The sequence below is a fragment of the Corynebacterium sp. c8Ua_99 genome, assembly GCF_039907185.1.
Taxonomy (GTDB): domain Bacteria; phylum Actinomycetota; class Actinomycetes; order Mycobacteriales; family Mycobacteriaceae; genus Corynebacterium; species Corynebacterium jeikeium_D.
Window position 1 is genome coordinate 23,080 of record NZ_JASBOG010000001.1, and the last position, 18,586, is coordinate 41,665.

The 18,586-nt window shown below is 56.3% G+C and carries 14 protein-coding genes; 8 read left to right on the top strand and 6 right to left on the bottom strand.

From position 1 onward, the window contains the following. The first annotated feature begins 36 nt into the window (after positions 1–36). Together QKE19_RS00100 and hrpA are read left to right on the top strand one after the other, a co-directional pair. Entirely contained in the window at positions 37–969 is a 933-nt protein-coding gene (locus QKE19_RS00100) for a rhodanese-related sulfurtransferase (RefSeq protein ID WP_347890056.1), read from the top strand. Between the two features lie 94 nt (positions 970–1,063). Beyond that, on the top strand, positions 1,064–5,083 hold the full coding sequence (gene hrpA / locus QKE19_RS00105) for an ATP-dependent RNA helicase HrpA (RefSeq protein ID WP_347890057.1): 4,020 nt from the start codon (positions 1,064–1,066) through the stop codon (positions 5,081–5,083). Here the strand turns inward: hrpA and nrdR are convergent. Next, positions 5,080–5,562 (bottom strand): transcriptional regulator NrdR, encoded by a 483-nt coding sequence (gene nrdR / locus QKE19_RS00110; protein ID WP_049189643.1) that lies wholly within the window; start codon positions 5,560–5,562, stop codon positions 5,080–5,082. The two genes, hrpA and nrdR, sit on opposite strands and share 4 nt — an antisense overlap. An 865-nt stretch (positions 5,563–6,427) precedes the next feature. Between nrdR and lexA the strand changes: the two genes are divergently transcribed. From lexA to QKE19_RS00135, 5 genes are all read left to right on the top strand, one after another. Next, positions 6,428–7,129, top strand: coding sequence for a transcriptional repressor LexA (gene lexA, locus QKE19_RS00115; RefSeq protein ID WP_016422629.1), 702 nt, complete (start codon positions 6,428–6,430; stop codon positions 7,127–7,129). A gap of 93 nt (positions 7,130–7,222) precedes the next feature. Next, entirely contained in the window at positions 7,223–8,002 is a 780-nt protein-coding gene (locus QKE19_RS00120; protein ID WP_016422628.1) for a DeoR/GlpR family DNA-binding transcription regulator, read from the top strand. Next, on the top strand, positions 7,999–8,970 hold the full coding sequence (locus QKE19_RS00125; protein ID WP_016422627.1) for a 1-phosphofructokinase family hexose kinase: 972 nt from the start codon (positions 7,999–8,001) through the stop codon (positions 8,968–8,970). Before QKE19_RS00120 ends, QKE19_RS00125 begins: the two co-directional genes overlap by 4 nt. A 35-nt stretch (positions 8,971–9,005) precedes the next feature. Then, positions 9,006–11,165 carry a fructose-specific PTS transporter subunit EIIC gene (locus QKE19_RS00130; protein ID WP_049189641.1) on the top strand — a complete coding sequence of 720 codons (2,160 nt, stop codon included), beginning with the start codon at positions 9,006–9,008 and terminating at the stop codon, positions 11,163–11,165. 140 nt (positions 11,166–11,305) lie between these two features. Next, positions 11,306–11,578, top strand: a complete 273-nt coding sequence (locus QKE19_RS00135) for an HPr family phosphocarrier protein (RefSeq protein ID WP_016422625.1) — start codon at positions 11,306–11,308, stop codon at positions 11,576–11,578. 91 nt (positions 11,579–11,669) lie between these two features. On the opposite strand, the gene QKE19_RS00140 is transcribed toward QKE19_RS00135, so the two are convergent. The 5 genes from QKE19_RS00140 to QKE19_RS00160 all read right to left on the bottom strand — a co-directional run bounded on the left by QKE19_RS00140 (position 11,670) and on the right by QKE19_RS00160 (position 17,519). Then, entirely contained in the window at positions 11,670–13,013 is a 1,344-nt protein-coding gene (locus QKE19_RS00140; protein ID WP_224433128.1) for a solute carrier family 23 protein, read from the bottom strand. Positions 13,014–13,129: 116 nt separating this feature from the next. Further along, positions 13,130–14,737 carry a GTPase HflX gene (hflX, locus tag QKE19_RS00145; RefSeq protein ID WP_347890060.1) on the bottom strand — a complete coding sequence of 536 codons (1,608 nt, stop codon included), beginning with the start codon at positions 14,735–14,737 and terminating at the stop codon, positions 13,130–13,132. 75 nt (positions 14,738–14,812) lie between these two features. Beyond that, positions 14,813–15,130, bottom strand: a complete 318-nt coding sequence (locus QKE19_RS00150; RefSeq protein ID WP_141739556.1) for a FeoC-like transcriptional regulator — start codon at positions 15,128–15,130, stop codon at positions 14,813–14,815. 102 nt (positions 15,131–15,232) lie between these two features. Further along, complete coding sequence (gene feoB / locus QKE19_RS00155; RefSeq protein ID WP_347890062.1) at positions 15,233–17,218, bottom strand: ferrous iron transport protein B; 1,986 nt, start codon at positions 17,216–17,218, stop codon at positions 15,233–15,235. Between the two features lie 43 nt (positions 17,219–17,261). Next, positions 17,262–17,519, bottom strand: coding sequence for a FeoA family protein (locus QKE19_RS00160; protein WP_016422620.1), 258 nt, complete (start codon positions 17,517–17,519; stop codon positions 17,262–17,264). Positions 17,520–17,799: 280 nt separating this feature from the next. Between QKE19_RS00160 and QKE19_RS00165 the strand changes: the two genes are divergently transcribed. Then, entirely contained in the window at positions 17,800–18,579 is a 780-nt protein-coding gene (locus QKE19_RS00165) for a hypothetical protein (protein ID WP_347890064.1), read from the top strand. Positions 18,580–18,586: the final 7 nt, after the last annotated feature.

The following is an 18,586-nucleotide window of genomic DNA, read 5'->3' on the forward strand; positions in this document are numbered from 1 at the left end:
ATAGGATAACTGGGAGAGCAGACTAGAATAGTCCCCGTGAGCATCAGCAAGATTCTTCTGTACTACCAGTTCGCCCCGCTGTCCGATCCGCGTGCCATCATGCTGTGGCAGCGTGATCTTTGCGAGTCGTTAGGGCTCAAGGGCCGCATTCTGGTGTCCGAGCACGGCATCAATGGCACCGTCGGCGGTGATCTCGATGCCTGCAAGAGGTACATCAAGAAAACCAAGCAGTACCCCGCTTTTCACTCCATGCAGTTCAAGTGGAGCGAAGGCGGCGCTGATGACTTTCCAAAACTCTCCGTCAAGGTTCGCGACGAAATCGTCGCTTTCGGGGCTCCGGGCGAGCTGAAAGTCGATGTCGATGGTGTCATTGGCGGCGGCACACATTTGAAGCCGGAAGAGGTCAATAAACTGGTCGAGGAACGCGGCGACGATGTCATCTTCTTCGATGGCCGCAACGCAATGGAAGCCGAGATTGGCAAGTTTAAAAACGCTGTCGTCCCGGACGTAAAGACCACGCACGACTTCATCGACGAACTGGAATCCGGTAAGTACGACTGGATGAAGGACAAGCCGGTTATCTCCTACTGCACCGGCGGCATCCGCTGCGAGATCCTCTCCGCACTTATGAAGAACCGCGGTTTCGAAGAGGTCTACCAAATCGACGGCGGTATTGTGCGCTACGGCGAAAAGTTTGGCAATAAGGGGCTGTGGGAAGGCTCTCTCTATGTCTTCGACAAGCGCATGCATATGGAGTTTGGCGATGGCATCGAAGACGAGGACTACGTACAGCTCGGGCACTGCGTCCACTGCGGCAAGCCCACAAACACCTTCCAGAACTGCATCAACGAAGATACCTGCCGTCGTCAGGTACTTATTTGCGATGATTGCTGGAAGCACACCGAGACACAGCACTGTGGGCGCGAGGACTGCAAGGAAGTTGCCGACGAGCTAGCGGCGGCAAAGTAGGACGCTCCCTGCTGCCATCGGACTATCTCGAGCACCTCTTAATCAGCACAGATGTGGGTTGTCTCCCCAGACGCGGCTAATCTAGTAGGCAACCATGAGTACTCCTAGCCGTTCTGATAAACCAGCTCCACGTGCCCAGTCGGGAAACCACCACTCCGGCCACCGCAATTCCGCCAGGCCACAGCGCTCTGGCAAACCTGCTAAGGACACGCGTAAAAAGGAGCTCTACCAGCTCGCTGATCAATTGCCGATTCGGGAGGCTCAGTCCTTCCGACGCCGGCTAAAGCGAGCATCCGCGCCGAAGGCGCTGTCTGCAATCTCTGCAGACCTCGACTTTGCGCTGGAGCGGTTAGAAGATCGTCGTAAAGCGATTCCTCGCATCACCTACCCTGCCCAGTTGCCGGTGTCCGCGCGCCGCGACGACATTGCAGAGGCAATTGAAAACAACCAGGTCGTCATTATTGCTGGTGAGACTGGCTCTGGTAAGACTACGCAGATCCCGAAGATATGCCTCGAACTGGGACGCGGCGTGCGGGGCAAGATTGGTCACACTCAGCCACGTCGTATTGCGGCGCGTTCCGTCGCGGAGCGCATCGCTCATGAGCTGGGCGAAAAGATTGGACAGCACGTCGGCTATGCAGTGCGTTTTGACGATCGCGTGGGCAAGGATACCTGCATCAAACTGATGACCGACGGTATCCTGCTGGCCGAAATTGGCCGCGACCGGCTGCTGCGCGAGTACGACACCATCATCATCGATGAGGCGCACGAGCGCAGCCTCAACATCGACTTCCTGCTGGGATATTTAAAGCATATTCTGCCGCAGCGTCCAGATCTGAAAATCATTATCACTTCCGCGACGATTGATCCGGAACGGTTCGCTCGTCATTTCGCGCCTGACGACGAGCACCCTGCGCCCATCATCGAGGTGTCAGGGCGCACCTACCCGGTGGAAATCCGCTATCGCCCGCTGGTGCGGACCGTTGTTGCGAAGAATGGGCAGGAAAAGGAAGTCGCCATCGAGCAGATCGATGGTGTAATCGCTGCGTGTGAAGAGCTGATGCGGCTTGGCGACGGCGATATCCTGGTGTTCTTTTCGGGTGAGCGAGAGATCCGAGAAGCTGCCGAAGCCATCGAGGGCAAACACTGGAAAGGTGTAGAAGCCGTTCCACTATTCGGTCGGCTATCTAATGCAGAGCAGCATCGGATCTTCACTCCGCATTCCGGGCGTCGCATTGTGCTGGCGACCAACATTGCGGAAACGTCGCTGACGGTCCCTGGTATCGAGTATGTCGTCGATACTGGTACCGCACGCATTTCCCGCTACTCCACCCGCACGAAGGTGCAGCGCCTGCCAGTTGAGGACATCAGCCAGGCATCCGCGAATCAGCGCTCTGGACGCTGTGGCCGTGTAGCTGATGGTGTGGCGATTCGTCTCTACAGCGAAGAGGATTTTCTCTCGCGCCCCGAGTTTACGGATCCGGAGATTCTGCGCACCAATCTCGCTTCGGTTGTACTGCAAATGATTTCACTGCGGCTTGGCGCGATTGAGGACTTCCCCTTTGTCCAGCCACCAGAGCACAAAGCAATCCGCGATGGCATTAACCTGCTCACAGAGCTTCAGGCTATTACCACCACGTCGGGGTCTGATGCCCCCGAGCTGACGGACATCGGCCGACAAATTGCCCGTATCCCAGTCGACCCGCGTCTTGCCCGCATGCTGGTCGAAGGGTACGAGAACACCACTCTTGGGGCGGTAACCGTCATTGTCGCCGCTTTGTCTCTGCAGGATGTTCGCGAACGTCCACTGGAGTTCCAAGCTCAGGCAGATCAGCTACATGCCCGTTTTAAGGACACCACCAGCGACTTCAACTCCCTACTGAAGCTCTGGGAGTACCTGGAGGAAAAGCGTCGCGAGCTTAGCGGTAACCAATTCCGCAAGATGTGCAAGCGCGAGTACCTCCACTATCTGCGCGTTCGCGAGTGGCAGGACTTGGTGCGTCAGCTCCACCAGGCAACGGCCGAGCTGGGCTGGCATCTTTCGGCCCGCAGCTCAACCAACGGTGTCGACAATCCCGACGAGGTGGCAAAGTCACTGTTACCGGGTCTGTTATCGATGATTGGTACGCGCGAGGGCGAGGGCAAGGAATTTACTGGCACCCGCAACACTAAGTTCCTCATTCACCCCTCGTCCGCGTTGGCAAAGAAGCCGCCTCGCTGGGTGATGGCTGCGGAAATCGTCGAGACCTCGCGCACTTTTGCGCGCAACGTCGGCACGATTCAGCCGCAGTGGCTAGAGAAGGTAGCCCCTCATCTGCTCAAGCACCAGTACTCAAAGCCTCACTGGTCTACTAAGCGCGGTGCAGCGATGGCTTACCAGAAGTCGACGCTCTACGGCGTGCCCGTGGTGGTTGACCGTTTGATGCCTTATCACCGAGTCAATGCCGACGCCGCCCGCTCGATCTTCATTCGCTCTGCGCTTGTCGACGGCGAATGGAACACACATCACGAGTTCTTTAAGAACAATCAAGACAAACTTGCCGAAGCCGAGAAGATCGAGGAAAAGCAGCGTTCCCGCGGCATTGTCGTCGATGACGACGTGCTCTACGCGTTCTACGACTCCAAGCTGCCCGCCTCTATCACCACGGCCACCAATTTTGACCGCTGGTGGAAGAAAACTAAGCCCAAGCAGCCAAATCTACTGGACTTTGATCCCAATAAGCTGCTCAACCCCGAAGCCGGCGACATCGACGACAACGCCTTCCCCGAAATGTGGCAGCAGGGCTCGGTCGATTTCTCTCTGTCCTATAAATTCGAACCGGGCGCCCCTGATGACGGTGTGACTCTCCGTGTCCCCGTGCCTCTTCTTGCAGGTCTGCGTGAAGATGGCTTCGACTGGCAGGTACCAGGTCTTCGCGCTGAGCTCGCGGAAGCCTACATTCGCACTCTGCCGAAGGCACTGCGGAAGTCCGTTGTCCCCGCCCCGGATTTCGCACGCCGCGCGCTGGAGACGATGACTCCGTACTCAGGCCGCTTCGTCGATGTTTTTGCCGATGCTTTACGACGACTCGGAGGCTCGGGCATCAATGGTGCAGACTTTGCCCCTTCGAAACTGCCAGCACACTTGCGCTTTAACTACGCAGTGGTTGACCGCCATGGAAAGATCGTCGATCAGAGCCGGGATCTTGCTGCGCTTCGAGACAAGCATGCCCCGACGGTCTCAACTGCTGTGTCGAAACGTTCGAAGTCTGCAGCACGCGAAGCTGTGAAAAAGTGGACTTCAGAGAACTTGGGCGCCGTCTCAGAAACGGTCAAAAGTACTGTCGACGGTCAGTCCGTCACGATGTATCCGACGCTGGTGACCACCAAGGATGGCGTGGCCATTGAGGTCAAACCAACTAAGGCTCAGGCTGAGGCGACGTTGGCGACCACAAACTTGACAATGCTATTGCGGGATTGCCCAGTAAATGGTGCACAAATGACTAAGGGGCTTCCACTCCAGCAACGTGTTGGCGTGGACGCATGGCCACATGGGGGCGCCGATGGGCTTGTCGAGGACTGCCGTGTCGCAGTGATTCGCGACCGTATGATGGCTGCCGGTGGCCCGGTCCGCGATCCGAAGGAATTCGACAAACTACTCGAACACGTTCGTTCTGGAGTCGCCTCAGAGGTGCGCCAATTGGTCGTCGGCGTTGCCCAGGCAATGCCTCGTTATGTCTCGGTGGTGAATCAGCTAAACAAGTGGGAAGGCGATGCCATTGACGATATGCGTCGCCAGCTGGAGTTCATGTTCCCTAAGGGCGCTGTGGCAAGGCACGGTTGGCAGCACCTACGACATTTGCCACGTTATCTCCAAGCGATGGAGATTCGGCTTGAGGAAATGAACCGTGACCCGGACCGTGATGCTGAACGTGAGGATGAGGTGACTGAGGCCCGCGAATACTTGGCGGCAAAGCTTCAGCAGCTACCTAAGGCACGTTCGAATTCCGCGGAGGTACGGGATATTCAGTGGCTCATCCAAGAACTGCGTGTCAGCCTTTTCGCACAACGCTTGGGTACCGCCCAGAGCGTATCCCTGACTCGAGTAAAGAAACGTGTGGATAAACTGCGTTAGTCCTTTTTTACCTCGTTGCCATTAGCCTGCGGCCCTTTCCCCTTCCGCATGCTGGCAATCTCTTGCGCGAAATCGTCCGCGGAGGAAAAGGACTTGTACACCGAAGCGAAGCGGAGATAGCCAACTTCGTCCAGTTCTTTGAGCGGCTCAAGGATGGCAAGGCCAATATCGTTTGAGTCCACCCGGGGCGTGCCTTTCTCGCGGAGGCTCTCCTCCACTTTTTGTGCAAGTTTCTTCAGCTGAGACTCTGATACTTCGCGCCCCTGGCACGCACGTCGAACACCCTGGATGACCTTTTCACGGTTGAACTCCTCAGGGATTCCATCCCGTTTAACGACCATCAGCTGCGAGCGTTCAATCGTAGAAAAACGTTTACCGCAATTCAGGCATTCTCTCCGGCGACGAATCCCCATACCGTTATCTATTAACCGTGAGTCCAAGACTCGTGTCTGATCATGATGACAAAACTGGCAATACACAGTCTCCAGTCTACGTCCCACCCCAACGCAGGAAACCGGAATGATTATTGTGCGGAGTACGAAGCGTACGTGGACGTAAAGGTGCTTTCGACTGCCTCATTTTGCCCTTGTTCAAAGACCATGCTGCCGACAATTCCGAAGAAAGCACCAAGCCCTAGAGCCCATACCGCCATCAGGCGAGTCAGGTTAGTGCCTTCGGATACATCACTACGATTGGACTGCTGCGCCCTGCTAACGGATAGAGACGGACGCCCGTAGTTGACCGAGACATGACTGGGCCGCGACCTGTCCCTCCGCATTCGCGCCGATGAAGCCCCATTTCGATTGCGCTCTGCAATACGTGCACGCTGACCGGGCCGAACGATGTGCTGTGTGCAAGACGCACTACGTTCACCCCACACCAACGGGGCTTTCCGTGTCGTCCGAGCAGAGCGCTCAGAAACTTGAGAAAAGTCAATATCAGATGTGCTGCTAACACCTAGTGCGGTTGAAACCGTAGACATCATGTTTTCTCCCTTTCCAACGTTGACTCTCCCACCGTTGCCGGCCTGGAGAGAATAAGAGTTGTACGACCGTTTCCCGACGCTGTGGAGACTATGTCCAAGGGCGGATGCGGAGAATCCGTCTAGACCTTTTCATCAAACGACTGTTCGAGTAACTTGTCATGTTTGATTTATAACACCATGTTCGAACGTTGTCTACTGCTATCCGGATTTATTTTCGATTTTCGACATCGGCACCGCCTCCGAGCACGGATAATGTACATCTTTTCCAAAGAGTTTAAAGACGCACGGTGTTCGATGCTCGACGATTCGAACAGTTTTGAGTTATGATTCATTCGAAAGAGTTTGAGAAGGGATGTTCCATGGCTCAAAAGAAGAAAGCGAACCCTAAAACACTCACCGATCGGCAGCGTCGGATTCTTGACGTCATTTCGGATGCCGTCGTACTTCGCGGATACCCACCGAGCATTCGAGAAATTGGGGATGCTGTGGGCTTGAATTCCACCTCGTCGGTGGCATACCAACTCAAGGAGTTGGAGAAGAAGGGCTTTCTTCGCCGCGACCCACACAAACCCCGCGCGGTAAACGTAAGGGATTCGAAGTCCTCCGCTGGCACTTTCACTCCGGTAAAGCCTGGGCCAAAGGCTACTGGCACCACCCAAACTCCCGAGATGCCAGAGGACATGCCAGAGCCAATCTTCGTTCCTATCGTTGGACAGATTGCGGCTGGCAACCCTATTTTGGCGGAGCAGCATGTGGAAAGTCACATGGCACTTCCGATGGAGATTACGGGCTCTGGTCAGCTATACCTGCTCAAGGTCGTGGGTGATTCCATGGTTGACGCGGGCATTCTCGACGGAGACTGGGTGGTAGTCCGTTCCCAAGACGTGGTCGAACAGGGAGATTTTGTTGCAGCCCTGTTTGAAGATGAAGCAACAGTCAAGGAATGGCACGAAGACGCTGCTGGCAAGTGGCTCATGCCCCATAATCGCGCCTTTGACCCACTCCCCGCGGAGCACGCCAAGATCCTCGGCAAGATTGTCAGCGTCCTACGCAGCCTCTAATTTCCCACATTTTCGTTGCCCGAAACAGACATAAACGGGCATACTGGGAACAGATAGTAAAGCTGAGATTTCTTAACAGCTAAGGAGCGGGGAATGTACGCAGAGGAACGCCGCCGGAAGATTGCGTCTTTGACAGCAGTCGAAGGGCGCGTGACGGTCGCTGATCTTGCGGAAGCTTTCGATGTCACAGCAGAGACGATTCGCCGTGACCTAGCTCAGTTGGATGCAGAGGGCGCAGTTCACCGCGTACACGGTGGCGCTGTGGCTACTCGTTCTTTTCAGACTGTTGAGTTTTCAGTTGCCGCTCGAAAGAACGCGCAAAAGGACGCGAAGCTCTCTATTGCCCGCTGTGCTGCGGATTTTCTGCCTGACTCTGGTGGTGGAATTTTTCTCGATGCTGGAACTACCACCGAGGCTCTTGCAGAGCTGATGGTCCACTCCCCTGATAACCGCCGTTGGTCGGTTGTCACAAACTCTCTTCCCAACGCCATCACACTCGCAGGATCGAACCGCATTGAGCTTCAACTCCTTGGCGGCCAAGTTCGCGTCATTACTCAGGCGGTTGCTGGCGATACGGCACTCCGCACTCTCGCGGTTATGCGTGCCGATGTCGCTTTCATTGGTTCTAATGCCTTGACAATTGACCACGGTCTTTCTACTGCTGATCCACAGGAAGCGGCGGTAAAGCGCGCGATGATTACGAATGCGCGCAAGGTCATCGTTATGGCGGACTCGACGAAACTTGGCCGCGACTTCCTCGTCAGCTTTGCAGCATTGGAAGATATCGACGTCGTGATTACAGATTCCTCTGCCCCGGAACAGTTCGTCAATGACCTCAGGGAGCAAGGTGTCGAGGTTGTGGTTGCTTCATGATCCTGACCTTGACTGTAAATCCGTCAATCGATCGACTTGCTCGACTCGATACGGAGCTCAAGCGAGGTGGCGTGTTCCGTCTACCAATGGCTGAGGACATGGCTGGTGGCAAGGGAATTAATGTGTCCAAGGCGTTGCACTACGCCGGAGAAAAGACGCTCGCGCTCTACCCGGCATCGGACTCCGGAAAATTCACGCGCCTGTTGGAAGTCTCTGGCATACCTCATGAAGCCATCAACACGACTAACGAAGCCCGCGTTAATCTCACACTCGCAGAGCCAGATGGGACGACCACCAAGCTCAATTCCCCTGGCATGACATTGACGAAAGCGCACCGTAGGCGTGTCCTGGAGAAACTTATCCACCATGCTAAACACGCCACGTGGGTAGTTTTCGCAGGTTCATTGCCCCCTGGTGTCCCCAGGGATTTTTACGTTCAATGCACCGAGGCGGTGTATTCGGTCAACCCGAATATTCGTGTTGCTATGGATACGAGCGACGGCCCACTGACTGAGGTCGTTCGCGCATTTCCAAAGGTGCGACCTTTCTTGATGAAGCCGAACGCCTACGAACTTGGTCAAATCATTGATCAGGACGGCGAAGAACTTGAGGCCGCTGCAGCCGAAGGGAACTATCTTCCCGTAGCGCAGGCTGCTCGTGCGCTGAACGAGCTTGGCGTTTCCGAAGTCCTGGCCACTCTCGGCGAAGCAGGGGCGGTGCTTTCAGTGAAGTCAGGCGGTTGTTTCGCTGCTACCTCCCCCTCGATAGTCGCTCAGTCGACGGTCGGTGCTGGAGACTGTGCTTTGGCCGGCTACGTTATGTCCCGCGAACGCGGTGATAGCTACCAAGATGCACTAACCACCGCCGTAGCTTATGGGGCGGCGGCAACCAGTCTTCCCGGTACGACCATCCCCTATCCAGAACAGGTTCACCCCGAGGCCGGCCGGTTATGGCAGCTCGACACTTAGCTTTTCGATGCCTAGATAAGGAGCATTAGAAAACCATGTCTTCTTCGGCAGATTTTTCCGCTATTGCATCAGACCTAGCCGATGAGTCGACAGTGTTCCTTGACCTAGATATCGGTCCGCAAAAGGAGAAGATCCTTAACTATCTCATCGCTAAAGCTGTAGAGACCGGCCGCGCCACCGACAGCAACGGCATCGTCGCAGCAGCCCTCGAACGCGAAGAGAAGGCCCCGACAGGTCTGTCGGGAGGGATAGCCATCCCCCACTGCCGCCATGAGGACTGGTCGAAGCCGACCCTGATGTTTGCCCGCTTAACCAGCGCTACAGAATTCACCACACCAGATGGGCCGGCGGACCTGCTCTTTTTCATTGGTGTCCCATCTAGTAACAGCGATGTCCACGTCGATATTCTGGCCGCACTCGCAAAAGCACTTCGCGATAAGGGGTTTCGCGCAGCTCTTCGCGGTGCTGAAAGCGATGAAGAGACTGCCCGGATCATTAGCGAGCACGTCACCAAAGCGCCTCGTCGGAAAGCGAAAAAACCTCCGGCGAAGACCAATATCGTCGCCATCACGGCCTGCCCCACGGGCATCGCACACACTTATTTGGCAGCCGAAGCGCTTACTGGCGCGGCAGAAAGCATGTCTGATGTCACACTAACTGTAGAGACGCAGGGCTCGGCAGGAACCCAGGAAGCCCCCGCAGAGGCAATTGTCCGGGCCGACGTGCTAGTAATCGCAGCCGATATTGGGGTTACGGGGCTTAAGCGCTTCAGCGATAAACCACAGGTCAAAGTGCCAATTCGTAAGGCAGTCAATGAACCTACTGCGGTTATTAAACAAGCGAAGGCAAAAGCAGAACAATCACGGGTTCGCGCCTACGACCGAAAGGCGCCGCAACCTAAGGATGACCACGACAAGGAGGCCGGTTCGCAAACCGGTACTACAGGCGCAGACCCTTCATCTGAGAGGGTACAAGCAACTACGAAGGTGGGGGCACATAAATCATCGTTAGGCGGTGACAAAGCCTTCGGACACTGGGTTCGTGATGCCATTATGACCGGTGTCAGCTATATGGTGCCGTTCGTGGCCGCATCGGGGTTGTTGATTGCGCTGGGATTCCTCGTCGGCGGTCATCAGGTTGGTGTAGTAGCTGACGCCGTGACTAGGGATTTGCGGCTGCCGGAGATTATCGGACTCGATGCCCCGATTGCTGTGCCGACAGAAGATCTCGGCACCGTGCTAATTGATCGTAGTGGGCTGTGGCTGTATCTCGGCTCGGCGCTTTTTGCCATTGGCAACCACGGCATGCAGGTCATTGTGGCTGTAATGAGTGCTTATATCGCCTTTGGCATGGCTGGCAGAGCCGGCATTGCACCAGGCTTTATTGGCGGTGCCATCGCGGTCACGGTTGGCGCCGGCTTCCTTGGGGGCCTGGTGACAGGCATCCTGGCGGGACTAGTTGTAGCCCTACTGTTGAGGATGAAAGTCCCGGACTGGCTGCGACCGCTGATGCCGGTTGTCGTGATTCCTATGCTCGGCGCTATGTCCGTTGGGCTCACCATGTACCTGCTGCTCGGGATGCCGCTGGCGTGGCTGATGACGGCTCTGCAGCAGTGGCTGCAATCACTGGATACGACGGCGGCGTTCCTGTTCGGTGGTCTTCTCGGCGCAATGATGTGCGTGGATATGGGCGGAATGATCAACAAGGCTGCTTATCTTTTTGCCGTCGCAAACATCGCCTCAGCAGATCCCGCATCATGGAAGGTCATGGCCGCTGTGATGGCGGCGGGCATGGTACCTCCATTGGCTACATCTCTGGCAGTTGTGCTCCGACCAAAGCTGTTCAGTTCGGCGGAGCGTCAAAACGGCAAAGCGGGCTGGGTGCTCGGTGCGGCCTTCATTTCAGAGGGAGTAATTCCCTTCGCCGCCGCAGATCCGCTACGTGTGATTCCGTCGATTGTGATTGGCGGTGCCGTCACCGGTGGCACCTCAATGGCTTTGGGTGCGGCCACACGTGTTCCGCACGGAGGTATTTTTGTGCTGTTTGCAATCGACAACCCTGTCGCATGGCTTACTGCAATCGTCTTGGGCAGCATAGTGGCAGCAATTCTCGTTGTGGCAGCTAAAAGCCTGTGGCCGCGGCAAGTCAGCACCGATAATCAAAACCTAGAAGCAGACGTTTCAGCGGAAGCGTAGTTTTTACCGCACCGGCTGGTTTATCCCAACGAGCATTTCTACGATTTTCAGCAAACATTCCCCAACCCATCCGGGCAACCTATTAAGCTCAGAAATGGCATCGAGGAAATCGAGAAGCAGAAAGGCAGGATGCCGCTCGCATGGTTACTCAACATGTCCACGTCGGCTCCAAGGTGGGTATTCATGCCCGCCCTGCAACGGTCATCGCTGAGCGTGCCTCCCGTTTTCAGGAAGAAATTCTGGTCGAGCTCCTTGACTCAGACGAGCCCGACAACGAACCGGCCGATGCTTCATCCTCGTTGATGCTCATGGCACTCGGTGCCGAATTCGGCGATGAAGTCACTGTGACCAGTAGCAACGCGGTTGCGGTAGAGAAAATCGCCGAACTCATCGCCCAAGATCTGAGCGATTAAAAGCAATCAGCTTAACGACGAAACATCGTGGCAACGGTCACGTGGTTCCGTCGTTAAGCATTCGTGCGAGATTCTGCCCTGGACGGGTGGCCTACGAGCGGTTCTCACCGATGCGGTTGTAGAGCCAGTTCAAAATTGGATAGCCGATAATAATGCCGACCGAACCCCAAGCAATGCCCTCCAGCGTCAGCGAACCAATGTCGAGGGTGAGGTTACCGATACCCGCGATCAGCGCGGTGGCGGCAGCGGTGAGATTAACCGGGTTGTTGAAGTCGACCTTTTCGTCCATCCAGATGCGCACACCGAGCAAACCGATCAGGCCGTAGAGCACCATCGTTGCCCCACCGAGCACGCCGGTAGGAATGGTCAAGATGAGTGCGCCGAACTTTGGAATGAAAGCCAGTGCAATGGCGGTGAAAGCTGCCACCCAGTAAGCTGCGGTCGAATAGACACGGGTAGCGGCCATAACACCGATATTTTCAGCGTAGGTAGTGGTACCAGAACCACCAGCTGAACCGGCGATGGTGGTGGCTAGACCGTCTGCAATAAGAGCATCGCCAGCGATGTCATCGAGGTTTCGGCCGGTCATGGCAGCAACAGCCTTGACGTGACCGACATTCTCTGCGATGAGTACTACGATGACGGGCAGACCAATCAGCATCGCATTGAAGTGGAACTCCGGCGCGTGGAATGCGGGCAGACCAATCCAGGCGGCATTGCCGACAGTTTCTGTAGCCTCGGGCGAGAGATTTCCAGTGGCAGCGGCGAAGACCCAGCCGATTAGTACGCCGATAAGGACACCCAGACGGCTGACCATACCGCGGCCAGCGACGGTTGCGAAGACAATGGATGCCATCGTGACAAATGCGACCAACGGCTGAGTGGCGAAGTTCTCCGTGGCGGCAGGCGCCAGGTTAAGTCCGATGAGAGCGACGATGGCACCGGTTACTGCAGGTGGCATCACTGCATCGAGGACACGCTTGCCGGCGAACTTTACAACGCAGCCAACGAGCATGAGCGCGATGCCGGCGCAGAGCACGACACCGAGCTGAACACCAATACCCTGCGCCTGTGTCGCGGTCAGTGGTGCGATGAAGGCAAACGACGAGCCCAGGTAAGAGGGCAAGCGGTTTCGGGTGATTAGCAGGAAGACAATCGTGCCGATACCCGAGAACAGCAGTGTGGTATTGACTGGGAAACCAGTCAACAGCGGCACCAGAAGAGTTGCACCAAACATGGCAATGACGTGCTGTGCGCCAATGCCAATTGTACGAGGCCAATCGAGGCGTTCGTTGGGAGCCACCACGGCTCCCGGTGCAATCTTTCGACCGTCACCGTGAATATCCCAACCGAAAAGACGGCCACGTTCGGCGTTTTCAGCAGGCGGATTTGCGGAGGTTCCCTGTTGGGTCTCCGCGTCAGAAGTAGAATTCATGGTTGTAATGCTAGTGGATGCCCACCGCAGATCACGCCACGGATACCGCATTAAACCCAGGACTGCCGGAGCTCTTTGTCGCTCTCCCTATTCCAACTCCGCTCTCCCTATTCCGACTAGGCGTCGTTGCTACTATCCTCATTCGCATCCGCCGTGAAGTGAGGATCCGCTGCAGGTTCGATGCGGTATGCCGACAGTTCATCCGCGAGGCTAGTGGGCAAACGCACATCCATCTGGGTGCCTTGCTCTGTCCATGTCTCCGACAGCACGGTCGCATCTTCGTGGAGCATGGAGACAATATTGCCCTTGTCATAGGGGATCAACATGTGGACGTGAGACTCCAGCTCATTGAGTGCAAGCTCGAGTCGGGTCTCCAGTTCACCGATCCCCTCACCCGTTCGCGCAGAGACAAAGACCGCATCATCGAGCTGGTGACGCAGTTGCGCCAGAGTGATGCCATCGGCCTTGTCCACCTTGTTGACTACCAACAGCTCGGGCGGAATCTCGGCCTTTTCTTCCTCCGCGATTTCGTTGATGACTTTGTTGACAGCCTTAATCTGCTCCAGCGGGAATGGGTCAGAGGAGTCTACGACGTGCATGATGACGTCGGCTTCGAGCACCTCTTCCAAGGTCGAGCGAAAAGCTTCAATGAGCTGCGTCGGCAAGTGGCGAACAAATCCGACCGTATCGGTCATAATCACCGTGCGACCGTCGCGAAGCTTGGTGCGACGAGTCGTCGGATCCAGCGTCGCAAACAGCGCGTCTTCCACCAGCACACCAGCGCCTGTCAGTGCGTTGAGCAACGAAGATTTACCCGCGTTGGTGTAGCCGACAATTGCCACGCGCGGCAGGTGTCCAGCCTTACGACGTGCGCGCTTGATCTCACGCGCAGTCTTCATGCCAGCTAATTCCTTGCGGATTCGCGCCATATCTTGGCGTAGGCGCTGACGATCGGTTTCGATCTTAGTTTCACCCGGACCACGCAGACCCACGCCGCCGTTGGAGCCCGCGCGACCACCAGCCTGACGCGATAGGTTGCCGCCCCAGCCGCGCAGACGCGTGTACAGGTACTGCATTTGTGCCAGCGAGACCTGCGCCTTGCCCTCCTTGGACTTCGCGTGCTGAGCAAAGATATCCAGAATCAGCATGGTGCGGTCAATAACCTTGGCGTCAAGGCGATCCTCCAGCGCCACCAACTGGCCGGGAGACAGCTCACCGTCGCAAATAACTGTATCTGCGCCGGTAGAGGCGACAATATCGCGAAGCTCGTTGAGCTTGCCGGATCCCACGTAAGTACCAGGGTCCGGCTTATCGCGACGCTGCAGCACCATCTCTAAAACTTCCGAACCTGCAGTCTCTGCCAGTGCGGCGAGCTCCTCCATCGCCACTTCGGCTTCCTGCAGGGTCCCGGATGTCCAGACACCGAGCAGCACAACGCGTTCCAGTCGGAGCTGACGGTACTCGACCATCACTTCTTCAGACTCAGTATGTGCTACTGACCTGGTCAGCCGGCGCAGAGAGGAACGCGCCTCCAGATCCAAATCACCGACGGTAGGTTCCCTTTGCGTGCCGACGTTCGTTGCGAACGCATCCCCGGAGGCACTATCAGCGTTTTCGCCAGCATCATTAGCGTCGATGAAAAAACCGTCCATCTCGTGCGAGGTGCGAGCTTGCTGCGACGTTTCGCCGCTGACCTCATCAAAGTTGTTGGAAAAATTCGTCATACTAGCTGCTATTGTCGCATGACAAGCCAAATTCTCCGCATTGTGTGCGGAGAATACCGAGCCGAAGCTCAAGACTTAGGCTGCAGAAGGTGGCCTGCGTGTCAGAACCAGTGCGACCGGACCACTATTAGAACTACCGCCAGCACACGTACCACTGTCGGACATTCCACAGTTGGAACAACCTCCGCCTGGGCACATGCCACCGAGGGATTCTCGGCGCAGTTGGCCGGTGTGTTCCATGCGGTCAAGGATGAGGTCTACCGTTGCTCGCTGCAGGCCAGTGATTTCGCAAATCTTGCGTCGGGAGCTAATGCCCTGCGCAATTGCATCTTGAACGGCTTCTGAAGGCCGACGAGTAACCGTCGTATTCTTCCTGGCTCTAAAGAGTCCCACGGCGATAGCTCCTTTCCGTATCGCGATTCTTGTTGGATCTGATTTCTAGTTCGCAAGTGTGACTTAGTAGCTTTGCCGAAGCTACTAGGAATCGACGAGGCTTTACAGGAACAGCTTCAACCCTTGGAAAACAATCACGGCCAGTGCCCATGCAACGACCAGCTGCGCTAGCAAACCGAAGCCCGTCCACTTCAAGCCGATCTCTCGACGTTGTGCCGCGAGCGTAGCCACGCACGGTGTGTAAGCCAGCAGGAAGATCATGTAGGCCCAGACTGCTGCCAATCCGTGTCCATCGGATGCATTGTCAAAGTCACGTCGAATATTCTCCGCGAGCGGGCTGGAGGCCTGTTCGCTCGAATTGGAGTCGGTGACGTCCTCCACTGCATAGGTCTGTGCCCAGGTAGAAATGACGGCTTCCTTGGCCACAAAGCCCGTCACCAACGGACCTGTCAGAGACCATGTACCGAAACCTGCCGGGTTAAACACAGGAGCAATAGTTTCGCTGACTGCACCGTATGCGGAGTCCTGCGGTGCCAGGTCTTCATCGGCAAAGGAGTGCCCGGAGACAACCGGAATAGACATCAGTAGCCATACGACGATGACGGTGCTGACGATGATTCCACTAGCGGTCTGCAGGAAGCCCTTCAGACGCATCCACATCACAGATAGTGCCAGCCGCGCGGTCGGAAGCTGGTAGGTTGGCAGGTCAATGACCAGCGGTTCCGACGGCATGGTGCGCCACAGGGTCTTACGCAGTGCAAGGCCGGTCAGAACGATCAGCAGAATCGAGATCACGTACATAGCGAAGACGACTGTGCCCGCGTGTTCCGGGAAGAACACCGCACCCAACATGACATACACGGTTAGGCGCGCCGAGCAGGAGGTAAACGGAACCAGTAGAGCCGTCAAAATGCGGTGGCGCGGATTACTCAGCACACGTGTTGCCGAAATCGCTGGCACGTTACAACCAAAGCCAACAATGAGCGGAATAAATGCCTTACCCGGAAGACCAATTGCACGCATGACACGGTCAGCCACCACGGCTGCACGCGCCATATACCCTGAATCCTCGAGTACTGCGAGGCACAGGAACATGAGTGCCATCAGCGGAACGAAGGTCAGCACCATGCCGACACCACCGATGATGCCGTTTACAAGCAGCCCGGTGACAATCGGATGGTCCCATCCCACCGCTTCTAATCCACGGGTAACCAAATCTGCGAAATTACCGGTAATAAGGGTTTCCAAACCGTCCTGCAACGGTGCTGCTACCGTCGTCGTGATTTGGAAGACTGCCCACATAACTGCCAGGAACACAATCGGTCCGAGCACCGGGTGAAGAACCACGTTATCAATGCGGTCGGAGAAAGTCTGGCGATCTTCCACCCCGCCCGTAGATGCCGCAACCGCCGCATCAATCGCGGCAAAGCGTGCGTCGTCCAGGCGTTCAATCGATTCGCCATCGACCTGGCGAATCGGTGACGACACCGAACTACATCCGTCCAGAGCCGCTGCTACCGCGTCGGCCAACCGCGCCATTCCCGCTTTACGACGGGGATCCAGCGCTACCACCGGCATCCCCATAGCTGACTGCAATGCGTCCGGATTCACATCGATGCCCTTGGCCTTGGCAACATCTATTTTGGTCAGAGCCAGAACGATGCGCTGGGGCTGTTCCGCCAATTCCGCGGCCATGTAGAGACCACGGCCCAGTGCCGTGGCGTCGACAACGACAACGACGAGATCCGGGCGTTCTTCTTCCGGTTTCTCGATGAGCATCTCGCGAGTGAGCTCTTCGTCCGGGCTCATGGCATCCAGCGAGTAAGCACCTGGGAAATCGATGACATCGTACTCAGCGGCATCGGTCTTCCACGCGCCGCGGCTGACCTCTACGGTCGTACCAGGCCAATTGCCCATCTGCGCTTTCGCACCAGTCAAACTATTGAACAGTGTTGACTTACCGGAGTTCGGTGCGCCGACTACTGCGACAACAGGTGCACCATCCTTTGCTGGTGCTCCGCCACTGCATGCATGGCAGCTGGGCGTGGATGCGAATTTTCGCGTTGAGGAATCCGTAGGTGTTGTCATTGTTTACTTTCAGGAGGGAGGTGAGAAAAGAGATGTAGGGGACCTAACCCACGACGGACATCTTGTGCAGCGTGCTGGCATCGATGGCGTAGCGCGTTGCGCCAGCATGGACGATTCGCCCACCGCCGCTGGTGCTCCGTCCCACAGTGACACTCATTCCAGGGCGAAGCCCCAGTTGCGAAAGCCTGCGGCACAGGCGCTCATCCACATGCGACGCTCCCAGAGTGACGGTTACCCCCACCGGGACGTCGGCAAGCGACTGAATGTCATCCGACTGTTTTCGAGACCGCAATCCGAGCATGAGAAACCTCGCTTATATAGATAAGAATTAAGCTAAGCAAATCGTGTTTACGGAGATGAGCTTACTCTTAGGCATGCCTAAATGGAATAAACCGGGCACACCTAAGGAAAGTTATTTATGCCACACTTAATATTTGCCTATTTAGCGTGGCAGAATTGTTAGTCCCATCCGAATAGTTGCCGCGGCGTGGAGGAATGGTTCTAGGTACCCCAGAGCACAATGTGCTCACGTGCGATTCGTTAGTTCGCAGATGAAGATATGGGAAGTATCATCGAAAAGTATGACTACTGACTTGCGAAGCATTGGCATGGACTACCCCAGCTGGCGAGACGCGATGGAAGCCGCGATTGCCAGTGACAATCTGTCGGTCATCGGCGAGGTCCGCGGTGGCCAGCTGGTCCGTTTCGAAGATTCCTCTGGTGCGCGTCTGCACATCCTGGGTGTTGAACCATTTTCTACCTACGCCGGCTTCGCGGGCAGCCCGACCGTCACTGCCCATGTATCCAGCGTGGACGATGTCTTGGCGCTCGTGGAAATCGTCGAGGATGATCCCTCCTCGGATAACTTTGACAAGGTCATCGAGGTCGCTACCTGCCTGCTGTCACAGGGGCCAATGATTGTTGATACCGGAACTCAGACTTTTGAGCATGTCGCGCTATCAGCTCTAGCAACTGATTTCACCCTCGACGCATCCATCGAAGAGTACGAGAAGCGCACCGGGGCAATCCCGACAACATTGGACTTCGAAGGTGCTAAGGCAATTGTCGGAGATCAGGTCGGGAAGGCATCGCCTAGCGCAACCGTGAAACTGGCTGGTGTTATCAATAACTCCCGCAAGCATGTCAATGAGCTAACCGGCAAGAAGTTCTGGGTGCTCAACCTTGCTCTGCCGACTCCTATGGACGTACTTGTCCCCGGCGGCGACGAAGCTCCCCAGCCAGGCATGGTCGTTTCCGGTACTTTCTCACTGACCGGTGAGATCATTCCGCCTCAAGGTTGCGGAGGCGGCTGTGGCGATGGCGGCTGTGGTTGTGGCGACGGTGGCTGCGGCGGACACTAGTCCGCTG